This window comes from Kitasatospora mediocidica KCTC 9733, from assembly GCF_000744225.1.
GTDB lineage: Bacteria > Actinomycetota > Actinomycetes > Streptomycetales > Streptomycetaceae > Kitasatospora > Kitasatospora mediocidica.
In genome coordinates this window covers 571,385-588,451 of sequence record NZ_JQLN01000007.1, presented here as the reverse complement: position 1 = coordinate 588,451, position 17,067 = coordinate 571,385, and the positions used below count along the sequence as shown (strand labels likewise).

The following is a 17,067-nucleotide window of genomic DNA, read 5'->3' as shown; positions in this document are numbered from 1 at the left end:
GCGGCACGACAAGCGGCGGGCCGCCCCGGATGGATTCCGGGGCGGCCCGCCGCGCGCGTGGGGTGGGTGAGGGTCAGAGCAGGCTTGCGTACAGCGTGAAGGCCTGGGTGGTGGTCCCGGCGGCGCTCTTGGCCGTCAGGGTGAGGCGGAAGGTGCCCAGGGCCAGCTCACTGCCGGAGATGGTGGCGGTGCCGTTGGTTCCGGGGGTGAACTTCAGCCCGGACGGCAGGGTCCCGGTCGCGCTCAGCACGGGCGCCGGGTAGCCGGAGGCCTTGACGGTGAAGCTGAACGGGAGCAGCAGCCCCGCGGTGGCGGTGTTCGGACTGGTGAACGCGGGGGCCTGGTTGACCGTCAGGGCCAGCGGCTGGGTGGCGGTGCCGACCGGGTTCCTGGCGGTCAGGGTGATCGGGTAGCTGCCGCCGGAGCCGGCGGCCGGGGTTCCGGCCAGGGTGGCGGTGCCGTTGCCGTTGTCCTTGAAGGTCACACCGGCGGGGAGCTTGCCGGTCTCGGTCAGGGTGACCGGAGCCGTCCCGGTGGTGGTCACCGAGAAGGTGCCGGCCGTGCCGGTCGCGAAGGTCACCGCGCTGGCGCTGCCGATCGACGGGCCGGTGCTCTGGGTGACCGTCAGGGTCACCGAGCCGGTGGCGCTGCCGGAGGCGTTGGCGGCGGTCAGCGTGATCGGGTAGCTGCCGGCCGTGCCGTCGGGGGCGGTGCCGGAGACGGTGGCCGTGCCGTTGCCGTTGTCCTTGAAGGTGAGGCCGCTCGGCAGGGTCCCGCTCTCGCCGATGGCGGGGGAGGGGTAGCCGCTGGTGGTCACCGTGAAGGTGCCCGCCGTGCCGGTGCTGAAGGCAGCCGTGGTCGCGCTGGTGACGGCCGGCTGCTCGGCGGTGGTCAGCGTGTAGCTCTGGTTGGCGGTGCCGGCCGCGTTGGTCGCGGAGACCGTCAGCGGGTAGCTGCCGCCGCTGCCCGTGGCGGGCGTGCCGGCCAGGGTCGCGGTGCCGTCGCCGTTGTCGGTGAAGGTGACGCCGGCGGGCAGGGCGCCGGACTCCTTGAGGGCGGGGGCCGGGCTGCCGGTGGTGGTCACGGTGGCGCTGAACGCGGTGCCCACGGTGGTGGCCGTGGCGGCCGCGCTGGTGATCGACGGCGCAACGTTGACGGTGACGGTGGTCGAGGAGTTCGCGCCCAGCGTGGTCCACGCCGACAGGGTGCCGCCGTAGGACTGGCCGAAGGCCGCGCCGTTGACGGTGCTGCCGGTGGGGACGGTGAGCGGGACGGTGACCGGGCTGCCGGCGCTGTTGGTGACGACCACCGCGCCGTTCTGCACCGAGGCGGTGACCGTACCGGCGTTGCGGGCGCCCGACCAGGCGGCCGCCTCGCTCAGCACCTGCGACTGGCTGGCGTCGGTCATCTGGCTCAGCGGCGCGGTGTACCAGCTGTTGTACTGCGCCTGCATGTCGTTCAGCAGGCTGAGCAGCGTGTAACCGTAGTCCGAGGTCACCCCGTTGGTCGTGGTGGTGGCCGGGCCGATCAGGTTGCTCTGGTGGGCGTAGTTCATCCGCGGGTCGTTGTTCAGGACGTGCCCGAGCATGATCCGCGACTCGGAGGCCAGCACGGTGGCCTCGGTGGCCGGCGTGCTGGTGCAGGTGGTGGACGGCGAGCCGGAGCACTTGCCGGTCTCGGCGGGGTACTGGCTGTCACCGAGGCTGGAACCGGTGGCCACGTAGGCCGTGTTGTACTCGTTCAGCTCGTCCGACCAGTTGGCCGCGTTGTAGTAGATGTTGCTGGGGTAACGCGGCGCCGAGCTGGCGGTGTTGGTGGCGCCGCCGGGCGCGGTGTACGGGATGGTGTACGACTGCGGCTGGCGCGAGGCGTCGGCGCCGAAGACGTTGATGCCCATGTCCGAGAAGGCCTGCGGCGTGTTGGGGTTCTCCAGACCGGAGTGCTCACCGGTCACCACGTCGTGCGAACTCCAGTTGGTGAGACCGTTGTTGGCCGCGAAGGCGTCGTCCAGGCCGATCTCCTGCTCGATGCTGGAGTCCGCCGTGGTGCTGGTGGCCGGCAGCCAGCCGGCCGCCGAGGCGCAGCCGATGCCCGGGTCGGTGGCGGTGGGGTAGGTGGCGGTGCTGCCCGGGCCGCCGCCGGGGGTGGTCGCCCCGGTGTCGGTGAAGGAGTACGAGGTGGCGGCGCCGGTGGCGTCCTCGTTCACCTGACCGACCAGGCCGTAGCTGGTCGAACCGGCGGGCGCGCGGTAGATGTTGTAGCCCCAGAAGCCGGTGCCGCCGGAGTACTCGGACTCCAGCTTCGCCAGGGTCGGCCCGCCGCCGTTGGGCGCGTCCGGCCAGGAGAGCGCGACCGATCCGCTCGCGCCCACGGTGGCCTGCTGGGCGGTGGAGGGCTCGGACTCGCCGTACGCGGTGGCCGCGGTGACCTCGTAGCTGTAGCCGCCTGCGCTCAGCGAACCCGCCGAACCGGCCGTCACGGCGGTCATCGGCAGCGGCTGGGCGACGGTGCAGCCGAGGAACATGTGCGACCAGGTGTGGGTGATCCAGTTGAAGGCGCCCTGGTTCTTCAGCATCTCGTTCACGAACGCCGAGTCGTCCGGGTAGCCGGTGTCCACGGTTTGGCCCGGGTCGGTGTACGTGGTGCCGTTCACCGTGGTGCTGCCACCGCAGTTGGCGCCGGAGGTCGTGGTGGTGCTGGGCGCGGTGCAGGCGCCGATGGCGTTGAAGGCCAGCTCCAGCTTGATGCCGGTCTGCTGCTCCCAGGCGGCCACGTAGTCCACGTCGGCCGCGCTCATCTGCACGTCCGGCGGGCCGTCGGCGGCGTTGCCGCCCACCCCGGCCGGGCAGAGCACGTCATCGGGGTTGGTGGCGCCCGGCGTGCACTGGTACTTGTTGCTCCACTCGTTGTCGGCGATGAAGAGGTCGTCGACGTCCTGGCCGAAGTAGTTGCGGTAGAGGCCGAGATGGGTGCTCTGGGTGACCCAGTTGACCAGTCCTGGCGAGAGCAGCAGCCAGGGCAGCATGGTGGAGCTGTAGTCGAAGGTGAGCGACAGCTCGGCGACGCCGGCCTGCGGGTCGGTGGTGGGGTGCTGGTAGACCGCGCCCAGCACGTTGCCCGAGGCGTCCTTCAGCCAGGGGGTGACCGGGGCGCCGGCGACCACCGTCGACGGGTAGCCGTAGGAGCCGGTCTCGAACGGCACCGGGCCCTTGAGCTCGGGCAGTTGGGCCAGCGCGTCCGGGGTCAGCTGGGCCGTCCCGCTGATCGCTCCGGCTCCGGCGGGGGTCAGGCCGAGCGACGCCGACGGGTACATGTAGCCGTCCAGCTGGCGGATGCCGAAGCCCGACTCGTAGCTGTCCAGGCCACTCAGCTGGCCGGCGGCGAAGTACGTCGGCGAGTCCGCGACCACCACGCCGTTGAAGTACCCGTGGGTGCCGCTGGAGAGCGTCGGCAGCGACACGGTCTCGCTGCCCAGCGCGCCCGTCGCGTTCACCAGGGTGTAGGCGACGCCCTCGCTGTCGAGTGCGGCCTGCCAGGCCGTCGTGGTCGGATCCCCCGAGCCGCCCCCGATCAGCAGGATCTTCAGATCGATCTGCGGTGGTGTCGTCGCGGCGGCCGGCACCACGGCCTGTGCCGTCGCCAGCAGAGTGGCTGCGGCCACCCCGGCCGCGAACCATTTCATCCTTCGCCTCAACACATGACCCTCCCAGGACAGTTCTTGACAGCCCTACGGACTGCGGGGTCAGCATGCATCATCGTGGAGGGCCAGGATGGGGAAAATGCATACACATGGGCAGATCTTCATATGGGCGTCTACTGTGGACCCTGCCGGTGCTCCAGCCACCCCGCGGTCCGCGACAGCGCGCCGTTGATCAGGACGTAGCAGGCCGCGGCGACCAGGTAGGCGGGCAGCACGTTGTGGTAGTACTCACCGAGGACCTGGGCCTTGTGCAGCAGTTCCAGATAGCTGACCACGTACCCGAGCGTGGAGTCCTTGAGCAGCCGCACCAGTTGGCTCACCAGCGCGGGCAGCAGCTTGCGGACGGCCTGCGGGACCACCACCCAGCGCATCGCCTGCCCGTACGTCATGCCCAGGCTGTACGCCGCCTCCGCCTGGCCGCGGTCCTGGGCCAGCACCCCGGCCCGGAAGATCTCCGCGACCACGGCGCTGTTGCTCAGCGCCACCGGCAGCACCAGCTGCCAGAAGACCGGAAAGGTCACACCCGCCCTGGGCAGCGCGAACAGGAAGACGTACAGCAGGAGCAACAGCGGTACGGCGCGGAAGAGTTCGCCGTACACCCGGGCCGGACCGCGCAGCCACCGGCTGCGGCTCAGCCGGGCGAGGGCCAGCACCGCCCCGAGCGGGAAAGCGATCGCCGCCGCGACGGCCGTCACCAGTAGCGTCTGCTCGATGCCGGTCAACAGGAACCGCAGGATCGGCCACTGCGTGAAGGGCGACCACTGGGCGGCCGACAGCTCGCCGTGGATCGCAAACTGACGGATCATCAGGGTGAGTAGCCCGGCCAGCACCACGAGCGAGGCGCCGGTCGCGATCCTGGTGCGGCGGCGGGCGCGCGGCCCGGGGACGTCGAACAGCAGCCGGCTCTCCTCGCTCACCGCCGGATCGCCACCCTCCGCTCGATCCGCCCCGCGAGCAGGCCGATCGAGAGCGTGATCAGCACGTAGACGACCGTGGTCGCGGCGAAGCCGGTCAGCGGGTCGTCGTACTTGAGCGTGGCGAACTCGGTCTGTCCGGTCAGCTCGGCGACCCCGACGGCCGCCGCCAGCGAGGTGCTCAGGGCCAGCCCGATGAAGACGTTCGCCAGCGGTTGCACCATCGACCGCAGCGCCTGCGGCAGGATGACGCACCGGATGCACTGGGCGGCGGTCATCCCCAGCGCCCGGGCCGCCTCGGCCTGGCCGAGCGGCACGGTCCGGATGCCCGCCCGCAGCACCTCGCAGACGAACGCCGCCCAGTACAGCGCCATGGTGGCGGTCACCGTGAGGAAGAGCGAGAAGAGCAGGCCGACGTCCGGCAGGCCGAACACGAACAGCACCAGCAGGACCAGCAGCGGGACGTTGCGGAAGAGCGTCACATAGGCCGTGCCGACCGCGCGCAGTGGCGGCACCGGGCTGATCCGGCACAGCGCCAACAGCACCCCCAGCAGCAGCGCGCCGGTGAAGGCCAGTGCGGTCATCGCCAGCGTCAACAGCAGGCCGTGGCCCAACTGGCCGAGCGTCGCAGTCAGTTCCCTGGGCACCGGCCTCAACTGCCCTGTGCGGAGCCGATCACCGGCGGCGTCGGTGGCTGGCCGGTGAGCGCGGTGCCGATCGTCGCCTGCCAGAGCTTGGCCCAACTGCCGTCGGATTCGATGAGTTTGAGCCAGTCGTTGACGAAGGCCTTCATCTCGGGTGAGCCAAGCGGCACGCCGATCCCGTACGGCTCGGTGGTGAACGGCGTGCCGACCACCTTCACGCCCTTGTCCCGGTACTGGTCGCCGAGCAGCAGGGCCTGGTCGAGCACATAGGCGTCCGCGCGACCCTGCTCGACCGCCTGCTCGCACTCGGCGTTGGTCTGGAAGAGGATCACCTTGGCCGACGGCGCGTACTGCTTGATGTCGTTGGCGGCGGTCGAACTCGACTCCGTGCAGACCGACCGGCCCGCCAGGTCGGTCACCGTCTTGATGCCGTTGTTCGAGGCGGCGACCAGGATCGCGTCGCCGGAGGAGTAGTAGGGACCGGCGAAGGCGACCTTCTGCGCGCGGGCCGGGGTGATCGTGTAGGTGGCGAACACGGTGTCCACGGTGCCGTTCTGGAGCAGCGCCTCGCGGGTGTCGGCGGTGACGGTCACCAGGTTCTCGTTCGGCTTGCCGGTGATGTACCGGGCGAGCATCTGCGCGAGGCCGGCGTCGAATCCGGTCAGCTTGCCGGAGACCGGGTCCTTCAGCGAGAAGAGCGCCGCGGCGTCCGTCCCGCCGACGTTCAGCGAACCGCGGCTCCGGATCTTCGCCATCAGGCTGCCGGCCGGGATCGCCGAGGCGTCCGCCACCGGAGCGCCCGCGATCACCTGATCAAAGCTCTCGGCCGAGCCCGATCCCGAACCGGCGGGCGCCGGGAGCGAGTTCGACGATCCGCTGCTGTCGCACGAGGTGAGTGCCGTGACCAGCGCCAACGCCGCCACGGCACCGGCCAGCGTTCGGATCGGTGCTGTCGTTCTCGCTCCCATGATGGTGACCCCTCCGTCGCGATGTGTCACTCAGCATGACCACCTGACAACTCACCTGTCTAGAAGGGGTCCCGGCGCGCGCAGCTGCTTGGTGCGGGCGGCGGGCGAGCGCCGCCGCCCGCAGCGGGCGGACGGTCAGCAGGGGCCGGAGCCGGCCCCGCCCAGGTGGAAAGAGGTCCGGGTGACGTGGCCCGCGCTGTAGAGCGCCGGGCTGGTGGCGGTGACCGTCAGGGCCGGGCGGTCCTTGGAGCCGTGCAGCTGGAAGTCCTCGATCAGGCCGGAGCGCCCGGAGCTGCCGGGCCGGCCGTTGCCCATGTCCTCGCAGGTGGAGCCGGTCGCGTGGGCGACCTCACCGAAGGCGGTGACGACCTGGGCGCGGGTGTAGCTGCCCGACCAGAGCGAGCCGGGGAAGTAGCCGACGGCGTGGTCGTCGTAGAAGACCCACCAGTCGCCGGCCAGGTTCTGGATGGTGAACTTCGCCTCCGTGCCCGGGCGGACGGCCATGCCGGGCTTGACGGTGCGGGAGACCTGGACGAACCCGCAGGCGTTGTAGCAGCTCTCGGCACCGTTCACCCAGTGGTAGACGAAGAGGTGCGGCTTGGTGTCGCCGTTGAGGCCGAAGTCGACGGTCCAGCCGATCTCCACCGTGGACAGGTGGTCGGTGGACTGCAGGGCCAGCTCCTGGAGGGAGTGCGAGTCCACGTCGCCGGGTTTGATCTCCGGGTCGGCCTGCAGCATCCGGACGCTCGCGCCCGCCGTGTCGGTGATCTGCCGGCCGGAGACGTAGTCGTAGCAGGAGCCGTACCAGCAGACCGGGCCGGTGGGGGCGGCGGTGTCGGCCGTGGCTGCGGCGACCGCGGCGCGGGCGGGCGGCGGGCTCGGCGCGCGGGTGGCGGCCTGGGCGGCCGGGCTGCCGGAGAGCAGGGCGAGCGTGGCGAGGAGGGCGGTCGCGCCGCTGGCGAGGGTACGGCGGGTGCGCATGGGTTGGCTCCGTTCCGTTGTGGACAGCGGGAGTTGAGGTCGCTCCCGCAATGTCAGTGGGAATGTAAGTGCGTTTATGTTGTCGGTTAAGCTAGTGGCGGTGACCCGGCCACGCAATACCCTGGGTCCACCGGAATAGAGACGAGGAAAAGCACCATGGCGAAGCGGACGACGCAGGGCGAAGCGGACCCCGCGCAGGACCGCGCCCTGATCGGCCGTCGCGTGCTGCGGCTGCGCACCGAGCGCGGGCTCACCCAGCGCGCGCTGGCCGAGCCGGCGTACACCGCTGCGTACATCTCCACCCTGGAGGCGGGCAAGGTGCGCCCCTCCGACACCGCGCTGCGCTACCTCGCCGACCGACTGGACGTCAGCTACGAGGAACTCGCCTCCGGGCAGCCCGCCCACCTCGCCACCGACCTGCGGATGCGGTTGACCGACGCGCGGCAGGTTCTGGCGACCGGGGGCGCCGGCGCCGCGCGGGAGGCGGCCGGGCGGTTCGCCGCGCTGGCGTCCGAGGCGGGCGAGCTGGCCCTCGCGGCCGAGCGGGCCGCGGCCCTGGTGGGCCTGGGCGACTGCGCGTTGGAGACCGGCGAGCTGGACCAGGCGATCGCGCACTTCCAGGCGGCCGAGGACCTGTTGGCCGAGAGCGGCGCCGCACTGCCGCAGCGCGTCCCGGCCCTGCGCGGCCGGGCCGTCGCCCACCTGCTGGCCGGTGACCTGCGCTACTCCTGCTACCTGCTGGAGAACGCCATCGACCAGCTCAACGCGGCCGGGCTGCACGACCCGAACGCGCTGCTGCTGCTCTACTCCGCCGTGATCGCGCCCTATATGGACATGGGTGCCCAGGCCCGCGCCGCTCAGGCCGCCGACCTGGCCCTCGCGTTGGCGCCACAGGTCGACGACCCGGCGCTGGTGGCCCGGATGCACCGCGGCGTCGCGCGGACCCTGCTGGCGGCCGGCCGGGCCGCCGAGGCGGACGCCTCGCTGGCCCGGGCCCAGGAGCTCTACCAGCAGCTCCAGATCCGCTCGGAACTCGCCCACTGCCACTGGATGCGCGGCTACCTCCGCGCCCAGGACGGCGACCTGGCGCAGGCCGAGGACGAGCTGCGCACTGCGCGCGGCATCCTCGCCGACCGCCGGGCCACGCTGTACACCGTGCAGATCGACGTCGAACTCGCGGACGTGCTGCGCCGCCGGGGCAAGACCGACGAGGCCGAACGGCTGCTGGCCCGGCTGCTCGACGGGTTCGACGGTGTCGACGGTGTCGACGGGCCCTCGACGTCGGGCGGTGGTGCGGGCGGTGGTGCGGGCGGCGGACTCAGCGCCGAGCGCGGGGCCGTCCACGCGGGCGGTGCGCACCGGCTGCTCGGGCTGATCGCGGAGGAGCGGGCCGACCCGGAGGGCGCGGAGAAGCACTACCGCAGCGCGCTCGACCTGCTCGAACACGCGGGCGCCGCGGGCGACGTCGCCGACCTATGCCGACTGCTCGGCGACCTGCTGCGCCGCACCGGCCGGACCGAGGCCGCCCTCGACGTCTACCGCACCGGGCTGGGCCACCGCGCCGCCCCCGGCACGACGACCCTGGGCCCGGCCCCGACGGCGCCGCCCGCCTAGGCCCCGGCGCGCCTGGCCGAGACCACGTAGTAGTCCAACAGCCCCTGCCGCCAGGCGGGCAGGAAGTTGCGCGGCCAGAGGTCGCGGATCGGCGTGCCCTCCAGGTAGCGGTCCATGCCGGGCCAGACCGCGGCGCCGATCGACTCGACCCGGACCGACTCGAACCCGGCCTTCGTCAGGTCGGCCTCGAAGTCGCCGATCGGGTGCGCCACGTCCAGCCCGTCCGCGAAGCTCTCCAGCAGCTCGGCCAGCGGGGCGGCCGCCTCGGGGCCGGTGCTGAAGAAGGTGGTCATCACCAGCTGCCCGCCGGGCCGCAGCACCCGCGCCGACTCGTTGGCGAAGCCGGTCAGTTCGCGGAAGTGCTGGGCGGCCTCCACCGAGTAGAGCGCGTCGAGCGAGGCGTCGGGGAACGGCTGCGCGTCGGCCGCGCCCAGCTGGTAGCTCAGGCGGTCGCCGTGCGTGGCCAGCAGCTCGGCGTTGGCCGCGCGGGCGCGGGCCAGCTGATCGGGGTGGATGTCCACGCCGCAGACCTGGGCGAAGCCGAACTCCCGCAGGGCCAGCGCCGATCCGAGCCCGCGTCCGCAGCCGATCTCCGCCACCCGGCACTCGGCCGGGTGCTCGAAGGCGCCGAGCACCCGCCGGTACAGCTCCTGCTGGCTGCGCACCCGGTCGGCGTCGTCCAGCGTGTCGCCGAGCGGGATCGCCTCCCAGTAGCCGAAGTTGATGTACCCGCCGGCGAACGACGGGGAGGAGCTCAGGTCCTCCGGTCCGTACATGGTGCGCACCCGCGGGGGGATCCGATCCTGACTCACGTGGCGACCTGCTTCCTCGTCATCGGTTCGTGTGCTCCGTATCCGCCAGGTTCTCACGAGCGGCCCGCCGTCGGGCCCCGAACGCGCAACACCAGCGCGCGCCGTCGCGTCCGAGCTGGCGCGCGCGTCCGGCGGTGAGGACGGAGCGCAGCGGGGCGAGCGGACTGAGCGGTGTGCCGAGGAGGCGGGGGTCGAGGTACGGCACCCAGCCGGTGGCGTGCGGGTGGTAGCGCGGTGGGCCGAGGCAGATCCGTTTGGTGACCACCCAGCGGGTCCGGTCGCCGGTGTTGGGCCGGGTGGCGTGCAGCTGGTCGCCGGCGAAGAGCAGCAGGTCGCCCGGGTCGAGCTCGACCTCCACCGGCGATCCGATCGGCTGGCCCGGCAGCAGCCGCACCCCGTCGTGCCGTAGCGGACTGCGGTAGGCCTGCGGCCAGAGCAGCAGGCCGTTGTCGCGCCGGACGCCGCTGACGGCCATCCACAGGTTCACCGAGTTGACGGCGGTGTTGAACCAGGAGTCCACGTGCGCATCCGTCGGGATCAGGAAGCCGGTGTAGCCGCTCAGTTCCCCGGCCCGCTCGTCAACGGCCGTGGTCGGCGCCATGATGCGCACACCCAGGTGGTCGCTGACGTAGAGCCGGCGGCCCTGCGGCGCCAGCGCCGTGCCGAAGCGCAGCAGCAAGGTGGTTGCCATGGCCCGGACTTCACCGTCCATCCGGTCGCGGACGGCCCGGATCTGCTCGACCGTGGCCACCGTGTGCAGCTGTTCCAGCCCCTCCTGGGCCAGGTGCTCGGCCGCCTCGCGCGACACGCTCGCTGCGACGGCGTCGAGTGCTGCCCGGTGCATCCGCTCGGCGGCGCCCAGCCACTCCAACCCACCGCGCACGACGACCAGTTCGCCGTCCAGCACCCGGCGCAGGCTGACCTCGCGCCCGGTCGACTCCGATAGCTGAGCTGCCTGTGCCATCTGCGTCCCGGCTCCTTCGTCCGCTCGTCCGCTCGTCCAATCGTCCGCTCGTCCGCTCGCCCGTCCGTCCGTCCGCCGGCCCGGCTCAGGCGGGCAACTCGTAGACGCTGACGTGGAAGGTGCTGGAGTCGCGCAGTGCCACGCCGGACCAGCCGCCGAGGCGCTCGCGCAGCCGCAGCCCGGCGGCCGCGGCCATCAGGTCGAGTTCGCCGGGCGCCGCGTAGCGGAAGACCACCTGTGCGTGCCGGCAGCGGCCGTCGTCGAGCACCAGGTAGTCCGAGGTGTACTGCTGGGTGGCGGCCTGGATGCGGCGGGTGCGCATCACCAGGTCGCCGTTGGCCGCCTCGACGGTCTGCGCCCCGGAGTTGGCACTCGCCACCAGGGCCTCCGGCAGGTAGGCGTCCAGGACGAACAGACCGCCGGGCAGCAGGCGCCGGGCGGCCTGGGCGAAGCAGCACAACTGGGCTTTCTGGGTGGGAAGTTCGAAGAAGGTGCCGTTCGCCACGTAGACCATGGCGAAGCCGTCGCCGCAGTCGGTCTCGACGAAGTCCCCGGTGGTGACGGTCAGTTCCCCGCCGCCCGGTTTGGCTCGCAGCCGCTCGACCATCGCCGGGGAGGCGTCCACGCCGTGCACCTTCAGCCCGCGTTCGGCCAGCGGCAGGGCCAGGCGGCCGGTGCCGATGCCGAGTTCGAGCACCGGGCCGCCCGGTGCGGTGCGCGCGAGAGCGTCCAGCAGGTCGACGGTGGCGCGGGTGGTCGCGGGCGGCGGGGTGAACCAGTCGTCGTAGCGGTACGCGAGTTCGGTGGCGTAGCCGGTGCCTGCGGTCGGCGGGGTCATCGGGCTCCTCGGCTGGGGGGGTGGGCGGTGCTCGGCGGGTGGGGCTGGGGGTCAGCCGAACGGGTGCGGCGGGACGCCGGGATCGGTCCGGCTCGCGCTGGGCAGCGGCCGGGCGCCGGGGGCCAGCAGCCGGACGAAGGCCAGGCCCTCGTCCCGGAGGGCGGCGGGGGCGTACTCCACGGCGACCACGTCCTGACCGGTGTACGCGGCCAGCAGCCGTACCGGGTCGTCCGGGTCGTCCGGGGTGCTCGCGCTCCCGTCGCCCGGGTCGGGGAGTGGTGTGGTCGGCCCGCCGACGGGTGTGTCGCCGAGCCAGTGGGCGAGGGCGTCCTGGCCGCCATGGAACGCCCACAGCGCGTGGTCGACGGCGTCGGACGGTACGCCGGTGACGCTGAGCCGCTGCCCGGCGCGCAGCGCTGCCGGTGTCGTCATGCTCCAGCGCACCATCAGCGCCTCGTACGCGGCCCTGGCCAGCAGGTCGGCCCGCTGCCCGGTCGGCCCGAACCGGGCGCCGAAGCTCTGCTCGCGGCGGTCGGCGGTGTGCAGGCAGACGGCCACCGCGCAGGCGCCGGGGGCGGGTGTGGGCAGCGTCAGTGCGGTGGCCAGCAGGCCGAGTTCCTCGCACAATCGGACCACGGCGGGCGGCAGTTCGCAGCGCACGGCATGGGCGGTGGGCGGGTACAGGGCGGGCGCGCACCAGCTGCGGCGCAGCAGGTCCCGCTCCAGGACCTCGTGGGCGGCGTGCGCCAGGGCGGCGGCGCGCCGCGGGTGGGCGGAAAGGCCGGTCGAACCGCTGCGACTCGGCACGGCGCACCCGGCCGGGGGCCGGTGCTGCAGGAACGCCAGCCCGGCCGGCACCAGGATCTCGTCGCCGGAGAGCAGGGAGCGCCCGGGCACCCAGAGCTGCCGGGCCGCGCGGCTGTCCGCGCCGGACCAGGGTGCCGGGTCCAGCACGGCGTCGCCGCGTCGCCGCAGCTCCGCGTGGCTGGCCTGGACGGTCGGTGCCTGCTCCGCCTCGCGGCCGGCCAGTACGCTGCCCATCCGCTCCAGGAGTTCGCCGCGGGCCCGGACCGCGACCTCGCCCGGGTCGGTCCCGGCGGAGCTGCCGATCAGCACCCGTTCGCCGCCCGTGCTGCCGGTCCGTCCGAAGAACGCGCTGCGCGCCGCGACCCGTCCGAAGAGGAGCCGTGGCTCGGCGGGGAACGGCTGGAAGACCTGCGCGGACCAGCGCTCCGCGGGCTTCCCGAGGGCTCGGTCCGGCTCGGTCGGCGCGGAGTGCGGGACGGGCAGGGGCATCGACGGGCTCCAGCGGGTCGGGGGCGGGGGAGTCGGGCCGGTGCGGGGCTCGTCGGCGGCCGGGGTGCGGGCGGCGGCCGGGATGCGGGCGCGGCGGATCAGCCGTACGCGGCGGTCCGCCGTGCCCGCGGTGGCCGACAGGCCGGGAGCGGTCGCGCGTCAGTCCTGGTCGGGAAGGTCGACCATCAGGGCGAACTCGGGGAGTTCGTCGATGATCTGCTCGATGTCGTGGTTCTCCATGAGGGCTCTCCGTTGTCTCTGCTGTTCCCGGGCCGGGGCCTGCGTGCGGTGCGCCCCGACGGAGCGCCGGCCGACGCCCGGTCCACAACTACCCCGGCCGGGGCGGCCCCACCACGGTGCCCGCCCCGGGGCCCGGCGGAACCGGACACCGCCGGGCGGCCGTGCTCCGCCCGCTGAGCGCTCCGGCGTCGGTGGGTCCCGTGGCTGCTGGGTCCGCCGGGACCGGGGAGGTCCGCCGGAGCCGCTGGGCGAGCCGTCCGTGCCCCTCCCGGGCGGTCGAAAACTGGCCGATACCCGCCTGTGGCCGGTCCGCCGTGCGCCGCCGTGCGCCCTGCGGTGCTGCGGCCGGCATGGCGGACCCCGTTGTGGCGGCGGCCCCGGGGGAGACAGCATGAGTCGCCGTGATCACGCAGGTCACCGCATCGGCCCGCTGCCGTCACCGTCCCGTCCCGGAGGTCACCAGCCATGCGGATCGCCTACCTGCACTCGGGCAGCATTCCGTCCGTCTACGCCAACGGCGTCCACGTCATGCGGATGTGCGACGCGTTCGCCGACGCCGGGCACGAGGTGGTGCTGTACGCCCTGTCGGGCTCGGCACCCGCCGAGGACGTCCACGCGTACTACGGCACCCGCAACCGCTTCACCGTGCGCACCGTCCCGCTGCCGTCGGTCCCGGTGCTGGGCTGGTGGATCCGCGCCTGGCGGGTCCGGCGCGAGGTCCGCCGGGACGGCGTGCCCGACCTGCTCTACGGGCGTGACCTGCGCGCGCTGCTGCTGGCCTCGCGGCTGGCGCCGCTGGTGTACGAGACGCACATCCTGTGGGCCAGTCGGACGGTCCGCGCGATCGAGCAACTCCTCTTTCGGGCGCGGGGGTTGGCTCGGGTGGTGTTCGTCTCGCAGGCGCTCGCGGACGACTACCGCCGGGCGTTCCCCCGGCTCGCCGCCCGCGCCGGGGTCGACCTGGTCGCGGCCTCGGACTGCGCCGACCCGCCCCCGTCCATCGGCGAGAGCGCCGAACTCCCGGGCAGGCCGGGCGCGTTGAAGATCGGCTACGTCGGCCACCTGTACCCGGGCCGGGGCACCGACGTCATCCTCGACCTCGCGACCCGGCTCCCGGCCGCCGACTTCCACCTGGTCGGCGGCACCGCGGAGGACCTCGCGCACTGGCGCGGTCGGCCGCACGGCGCCAACGTCTTCTTCCACGGGCACCGCCCACCGGCCGAGTTGCACCCCTACTACCGCGCCTTCGATCTCGTCCTCGCGCCCTACCAGCGCAAGGTGGCCTGCGCGGGCGGCATCGGCGACATCAGCCGCTGGGTCTCGCCGATGAAGATGTTCGAGTACATGGCGCACGGCAAGGCGCTGATCGCCTCGGACCTGCCGGTGCTGCGCGAGGTGCTGGTGGACGGGGTCAACTGCCTGCTCTGCCCGCCCGCCGACACCGCCGCCTGGGAGCGCGCCATCACCCGGCTGGCCGACGACCACGACCTGCGGGAGGCCCTCGGGGCCGAGGCCAGGCGGCAGTTGCTCGACCGCTACACCTGGCGGGCCCGGGTCGACCGGGTGCTGCCCGCCCGGCTGCGCAGCTCGGTGCGGGTGGGTTTCTGATGCGTGCCCTGGTGACCGGCGCGGCCGGCTTCATCGGCTCGCACCTGTGCGCGCACCTGCTGGCGGCAGGTGACACCGTGGTCGGCGTCGACTCCCTCACCGACTCCTACGATCCGGCGCTCAAGGAGGCCAACCTGCGGGTCCCGGCCGCCTCCCCGGCCTTCACCTTCCACCGCGCCGACCTGCTCGCGGCCGACCTCGGCGCCCTGCTCGACGGCGTGGACGCCGTCTACCACCTGGCCGGCCAGCCGGGCGTCCGACCGTCCTGGGGACGGGAGTTCGCCCTCTACACCAGCCGCAACGTGCTGGCCACCCAGGCGCTCCTGGAGGCGGCGCGCGGCCGGCCGCTGCGCAAGTTCGTCTACGCCTCCAGCTCCTCGGTCTACGGCGACGCGCTCCGCAGCCCGACGCCCGAGACCACCTGCCCGCGCCCGGTCTCGCCGTACGGGGTGACCAAGCTGGCCGGCGAGCAGCTCTGCGAGCTCTACCGCACCGCGTACGGCCTGCCCAGCGCCTCGCTGCGGCTGTTCACCGTCTACGGGCCGCGCCAGCGACCCGACATGGCCTTCGCCCGCCTGGTCGCGGCCGCGGCGAGCGGCGAGCCGTTCCCGCTGTACGGCGACGGCGAGCAGACCCGCGACTTCACCTATGTGCGGGACGTCGTCGGCGCGATGCGCGACGCGGTCCGCTCGCGCTTCACCGGGGTGGCCAACCTCGGCGGCGGCTCCCCGGTCTCGATGAAGCAGGCGATCGCGGCCGTCGAGCGGGTGATCGGCCCGGTCGCCCTGGAACTGCACCCCGAGGGCCCGGGCGACGCCCGCCACACCTCCGCCGACATCACGCTGGCCGCACGGGAGTTCGGCTTCCGGCCACGTACCGAGCTGCACGACGGCCTGGCGGCGATGGCGGGAGCGCGTGAGCGCCGCGGCTGAGTGGCGCCGGGCCGTCGCCTGAGCCTTACGGCGCCGGCGCCGCGAGCCTACTCAGCCCGGTGGGCGCGCAGTCCCCGGACGTCCGGCAGCAGCAGTGGCAGGACGGCGGCCAGTGCGATCAGCAGTGCGGCGGCGCCGAGGGTGGTGTGCAGCCCGAGCAGCCGGGTCGCCGGACCGGCCAGCAGGTAGCCGAAGGGCAGGACGGCGAGCTGTCCGAGCGCCGCGTACGAGAGCGTCCGGCTGAGCCGGTCGGCCGGGATGCGCTCCTGGACGAGGGAGGTCCACACGACCGTCGACAGCGCCCCGGCGGCCCCGGTCACCCCGGCGGCGACGGCCAGCGCCGGTGCCGAGCCGCCGGTCGCCATCAGGGACAGCGGCAGCGCGAGGACGGCCGTCCCCGCGCAGGAGACCACGCCGACCCGGGCCGGCTGCCACCAGAGCGCGAGCGCGGCTCCCAGCAGCAGCCCGCCGGCGAACCCGGCGGCCACCAGGCCCCAGCCCGCCAGCCCGCCCAACTCCCGCTGCCCGTAGACCGGTCCGAGCAGCTGGTAGCCGAGCAGCCAGAGCGGCACCACCACCGAGGACTGCAGGACCAGTGCCCAGAACCACCGGCGCGAGCGGACCTCCGCCCAGCCGTCCGCGAACTCGGCGCGGAACCCCGCCCCTCGCTCCCGCGAGCCCTCGGTCCGGGCGGGCAGCCGCAGGCCGGCGAGCAGGAACGCCGCGCCGGTGAAGGTCACCGCGTCCCAGCCGATCACCCAGGCCGGCGAGGTCAGCGCCACCACCGCCGCGCCGAGCGCCGGGCCGCCGACCTTGACCGTCGTCTGGGCGAGTTTCAGCAGCGCGTTGGCCTCCTGGCGCAGTGCGCCCGGGACGAGGTCCGGCAGCATTCCGGAGCCCGCCGGGACCGAGAACGCCGCCGCCGTCCCGCAGACGGCGGCCAGCCCGGCCAGCTGCCAGACCGCGACCGCGCCGGTGCCCAGCAGCAGCGCGGCGGTCGCCTGCGCCGACGCGCACGCCAGATTGGTCACGGTCAGCACCCGGGTGCGCGGCCAGCGGTCGGCGACGACACCGCCGACCAGCAGGAGCAGCAGCTGCGGCGCGGTGTCCGCCGCCAGCACCACGCCGAGCCCGCCGGCCCCGGCGCCCAGTCCGAGCACCCCCCAGGCCAGCGCCACCGGGGCGAGGGCCGTCCCGGTCCAGCTCAGCAGCCGGGCGGCGAAGTAGCGGCGGAAGGCGGGCCGGCCGAGCGGGGCGAAGGCCTGCCGCGCGGTCCGGCGCGGGCGCCCGGGCGCGGGCGGGACGGTGCGGGGTGCACTGAGCAGCGGCGCGGGCAACAGCCGGCGTCCTTTCCCGGCCCGGGCCCGGTGCGGCCCGTCCGCGTTCGGCGGCCGGGCGGGCGCGAACGCCGCCCGGGAGGCCCGGTCGCGTGGCCCCAGCAGGAGAACGGCTCTGCGGGCCGGGGCGACACGGGCGGGCGTGAACGCCACCCGTTCGGCGTGCGCCGCGAACTGCGCGCCCCTGGAGTGCGCTGGCCGCCGGACTGGCCCACCCGC

General features: G+C 73.7%; 13 protein-coding genes. 3 read left to right on the top strand and 10 right to left on the bottom strand.

Going from position 1 to position 17,067, the window contains the following annotated elements; translation table 11 throughout:
- Positions 1-73: 73 nt before the first annotated feature.
- The 5 genes from BS80_RS43685 to BS80_RS32930 form a co-directional block, all read right to left on the bottom strand.
- Complete coding sequence (locus BS80_RS43685; RefSeq protein ID WP_035804993.1) at positions 74-3,661, bottom strand: beta strand repeat-containing protein; 3,588 nt, start codon at positions 3,659-3,661, stop codon at positions 74-76.
- A gap of 152 nt (positions 3,662-3,813) precedes the next feature.
- Entirely contained in the window at positions 3,814-4,617 is an 804-nt protein-coding gene (locus BS80_RS32945) for an amino acid ABC transporter permease (RefSeq protein WP_035804992.1), read from the bottom strand.
- Positions 4,614-5,261, bottom strand: a complete 648-nt coding sequence (locus BS80_RS32940) for an amino acid ABC transporter permease (protein WP_232246741.1) — start codon at positions 5,259-5,261, stop codon at positions 4,614-4,616. Before BS80_RS32940 ends, BS80_RS32945 begins: the two co-directional genes overlap by 4 nt.
- 5 nt (positions 5,262-5,266) lie before the next feature.
- Positions 5,267-6,226 carry a glutamate ABC transporter substrate-binding protein gene (locus BS80_RS32935; protein ID WP_035804991.1) on the bottom strand — a complete coding sequence of 320 codons (960 nt, stop codon included), beginning with the start codon at positions 6,224-6,226 and terminating at the stop codon, positions 5,267-5,269.
- Between the two features lie 135 nt (positions 6,227-6,361).
- Positions 6,362-7,207 (bottom strand): neprosin family prolyl endopeptidase, encoded by an 846-nt coding sequence (locus tag BS80_RS32930; RefSeq protein ID WP_035804989.1) that lies wholly within the window; start codon positions 7,205-7,207, stop codon positions 6,362-6,364.
- Between the two features lie 156 nt (positions 7,208-7,363).
- On the opposite strand from BS80_RS32930, the gene BS80_RS32925 reads away from it, so the two are divergent.
- The gene (locus tag BS80_RS32925; protein WP_035804987.1) at positions 7,364-8,821 is read left to right on the top strand and encodes a helix-turn-helix domain-containing protein; all 1,458 of its coding nucleotides are present in this window, start codon (positions 7,364-7,366) and stop codon (positions 8,819-8,821) included.
- Here the strand turns inward: BS80_RS32925 and BS80_RS32920 are convergent.
- From BS80_RS32920 to BS80_RS32905, 4 genes are all read right to left on the bottom strand, one after another.
- On the bottom strand, positions 8,818-9,633 hold the full coding sequence (locus BS80_RS32920) for a class I SAM-dependent methyltransferase (protein ID WP_035804985.1): 816 nt from the start codon (positions 9,631-9,633) through the stop codon (positions 8,818-8,820). The genes BS80_RS32925 and BS80_RS32920 overlap by 4 nt on opposite strands.
- A gap of 19 nt (positions 9,634-9,652) precedes the next feature.
- On the bottom strand, positions 9,653-10,597 hold the full coding sequence (locus tag BS80_RS32915) for a phytanoyl-CoA dioxygenase family protein (RefSeq protein WP_035804983.1): 945 nt from the start codon (positions 10,595-10,597) through the stop codon (positions 9,653-9,655).
- Positions 10,598-10,682: 85 nt separating this feature from the next.
- Positions 10,683-11,435, bottom strand: a complete 753-nt coding sequence (locus tag BS80_RS32910; protein WP_035804980.1) for a class I SAM-dependent DNA methyltransferase — start codon at positions 11,433-11,435, stop codon at positions 10,683-10,685.
- Positions 11,436-11,486: 51 nt separating this feature from the next.
- Positions 11,487-12,731, bottom strand: a complete 1,245-nt coding sequence (locus BS80_RS32905) for a YcaO-like family protein (RefSeq protein ID WP_035804978.1) — start codon at positions 12,729-12,731, stop codon at positions 11,487-11,489.
- Between the two features lie 705 nt (positions 12,732-13,436).
- Between BS80_RS32905 and BS80_RS32900 the strand changes: the two genes are divergently transcribed.
- On the top strand, positions 13,437-14,579 hold the full coding sequence (locus BS80_RS32900; RefSeq protein WP_051967522.1) for a glycosyltransferase family 4 protein: 1,143 nt from the start codon (positions 13,437-13,439) through the stop codon (positions 14,577-14,579).
- A complete protein-coding gene (locus BS80_RS32895) occupies positions 14,579-15,511 on the top strand; it encodes an NAD-dependent epimerase/dehydratase family protein (protein WP_035804975.1) in 933 nt (310 codons plus the stop codon). Before BS80_RS32900 ends, BS80_RS32895 begins: the two co-directional genes overlap by 1 nt.
- 47 nt (positions 15,512-15,558) lie before the next feature.
- On the opposite strand, the gene BS80_RS32890 is transcribed toward BS80_RS32895, so the two are convergent.
- Positions 15,559-17,001 carry an MFS transporter gene (locus BS80_RS32890; protein WP_198045684.1) on the bottom strand — a complete coding sequence of 481 codons (1,443 nt, stop codon included), beginning with the start codon at positions 16,999-17,001 and terminating at the stop codon, positions 15,559-15,561.
- Between the last annotated feature and the right edge of the window lie 66 nt (positions 17,002-17,067).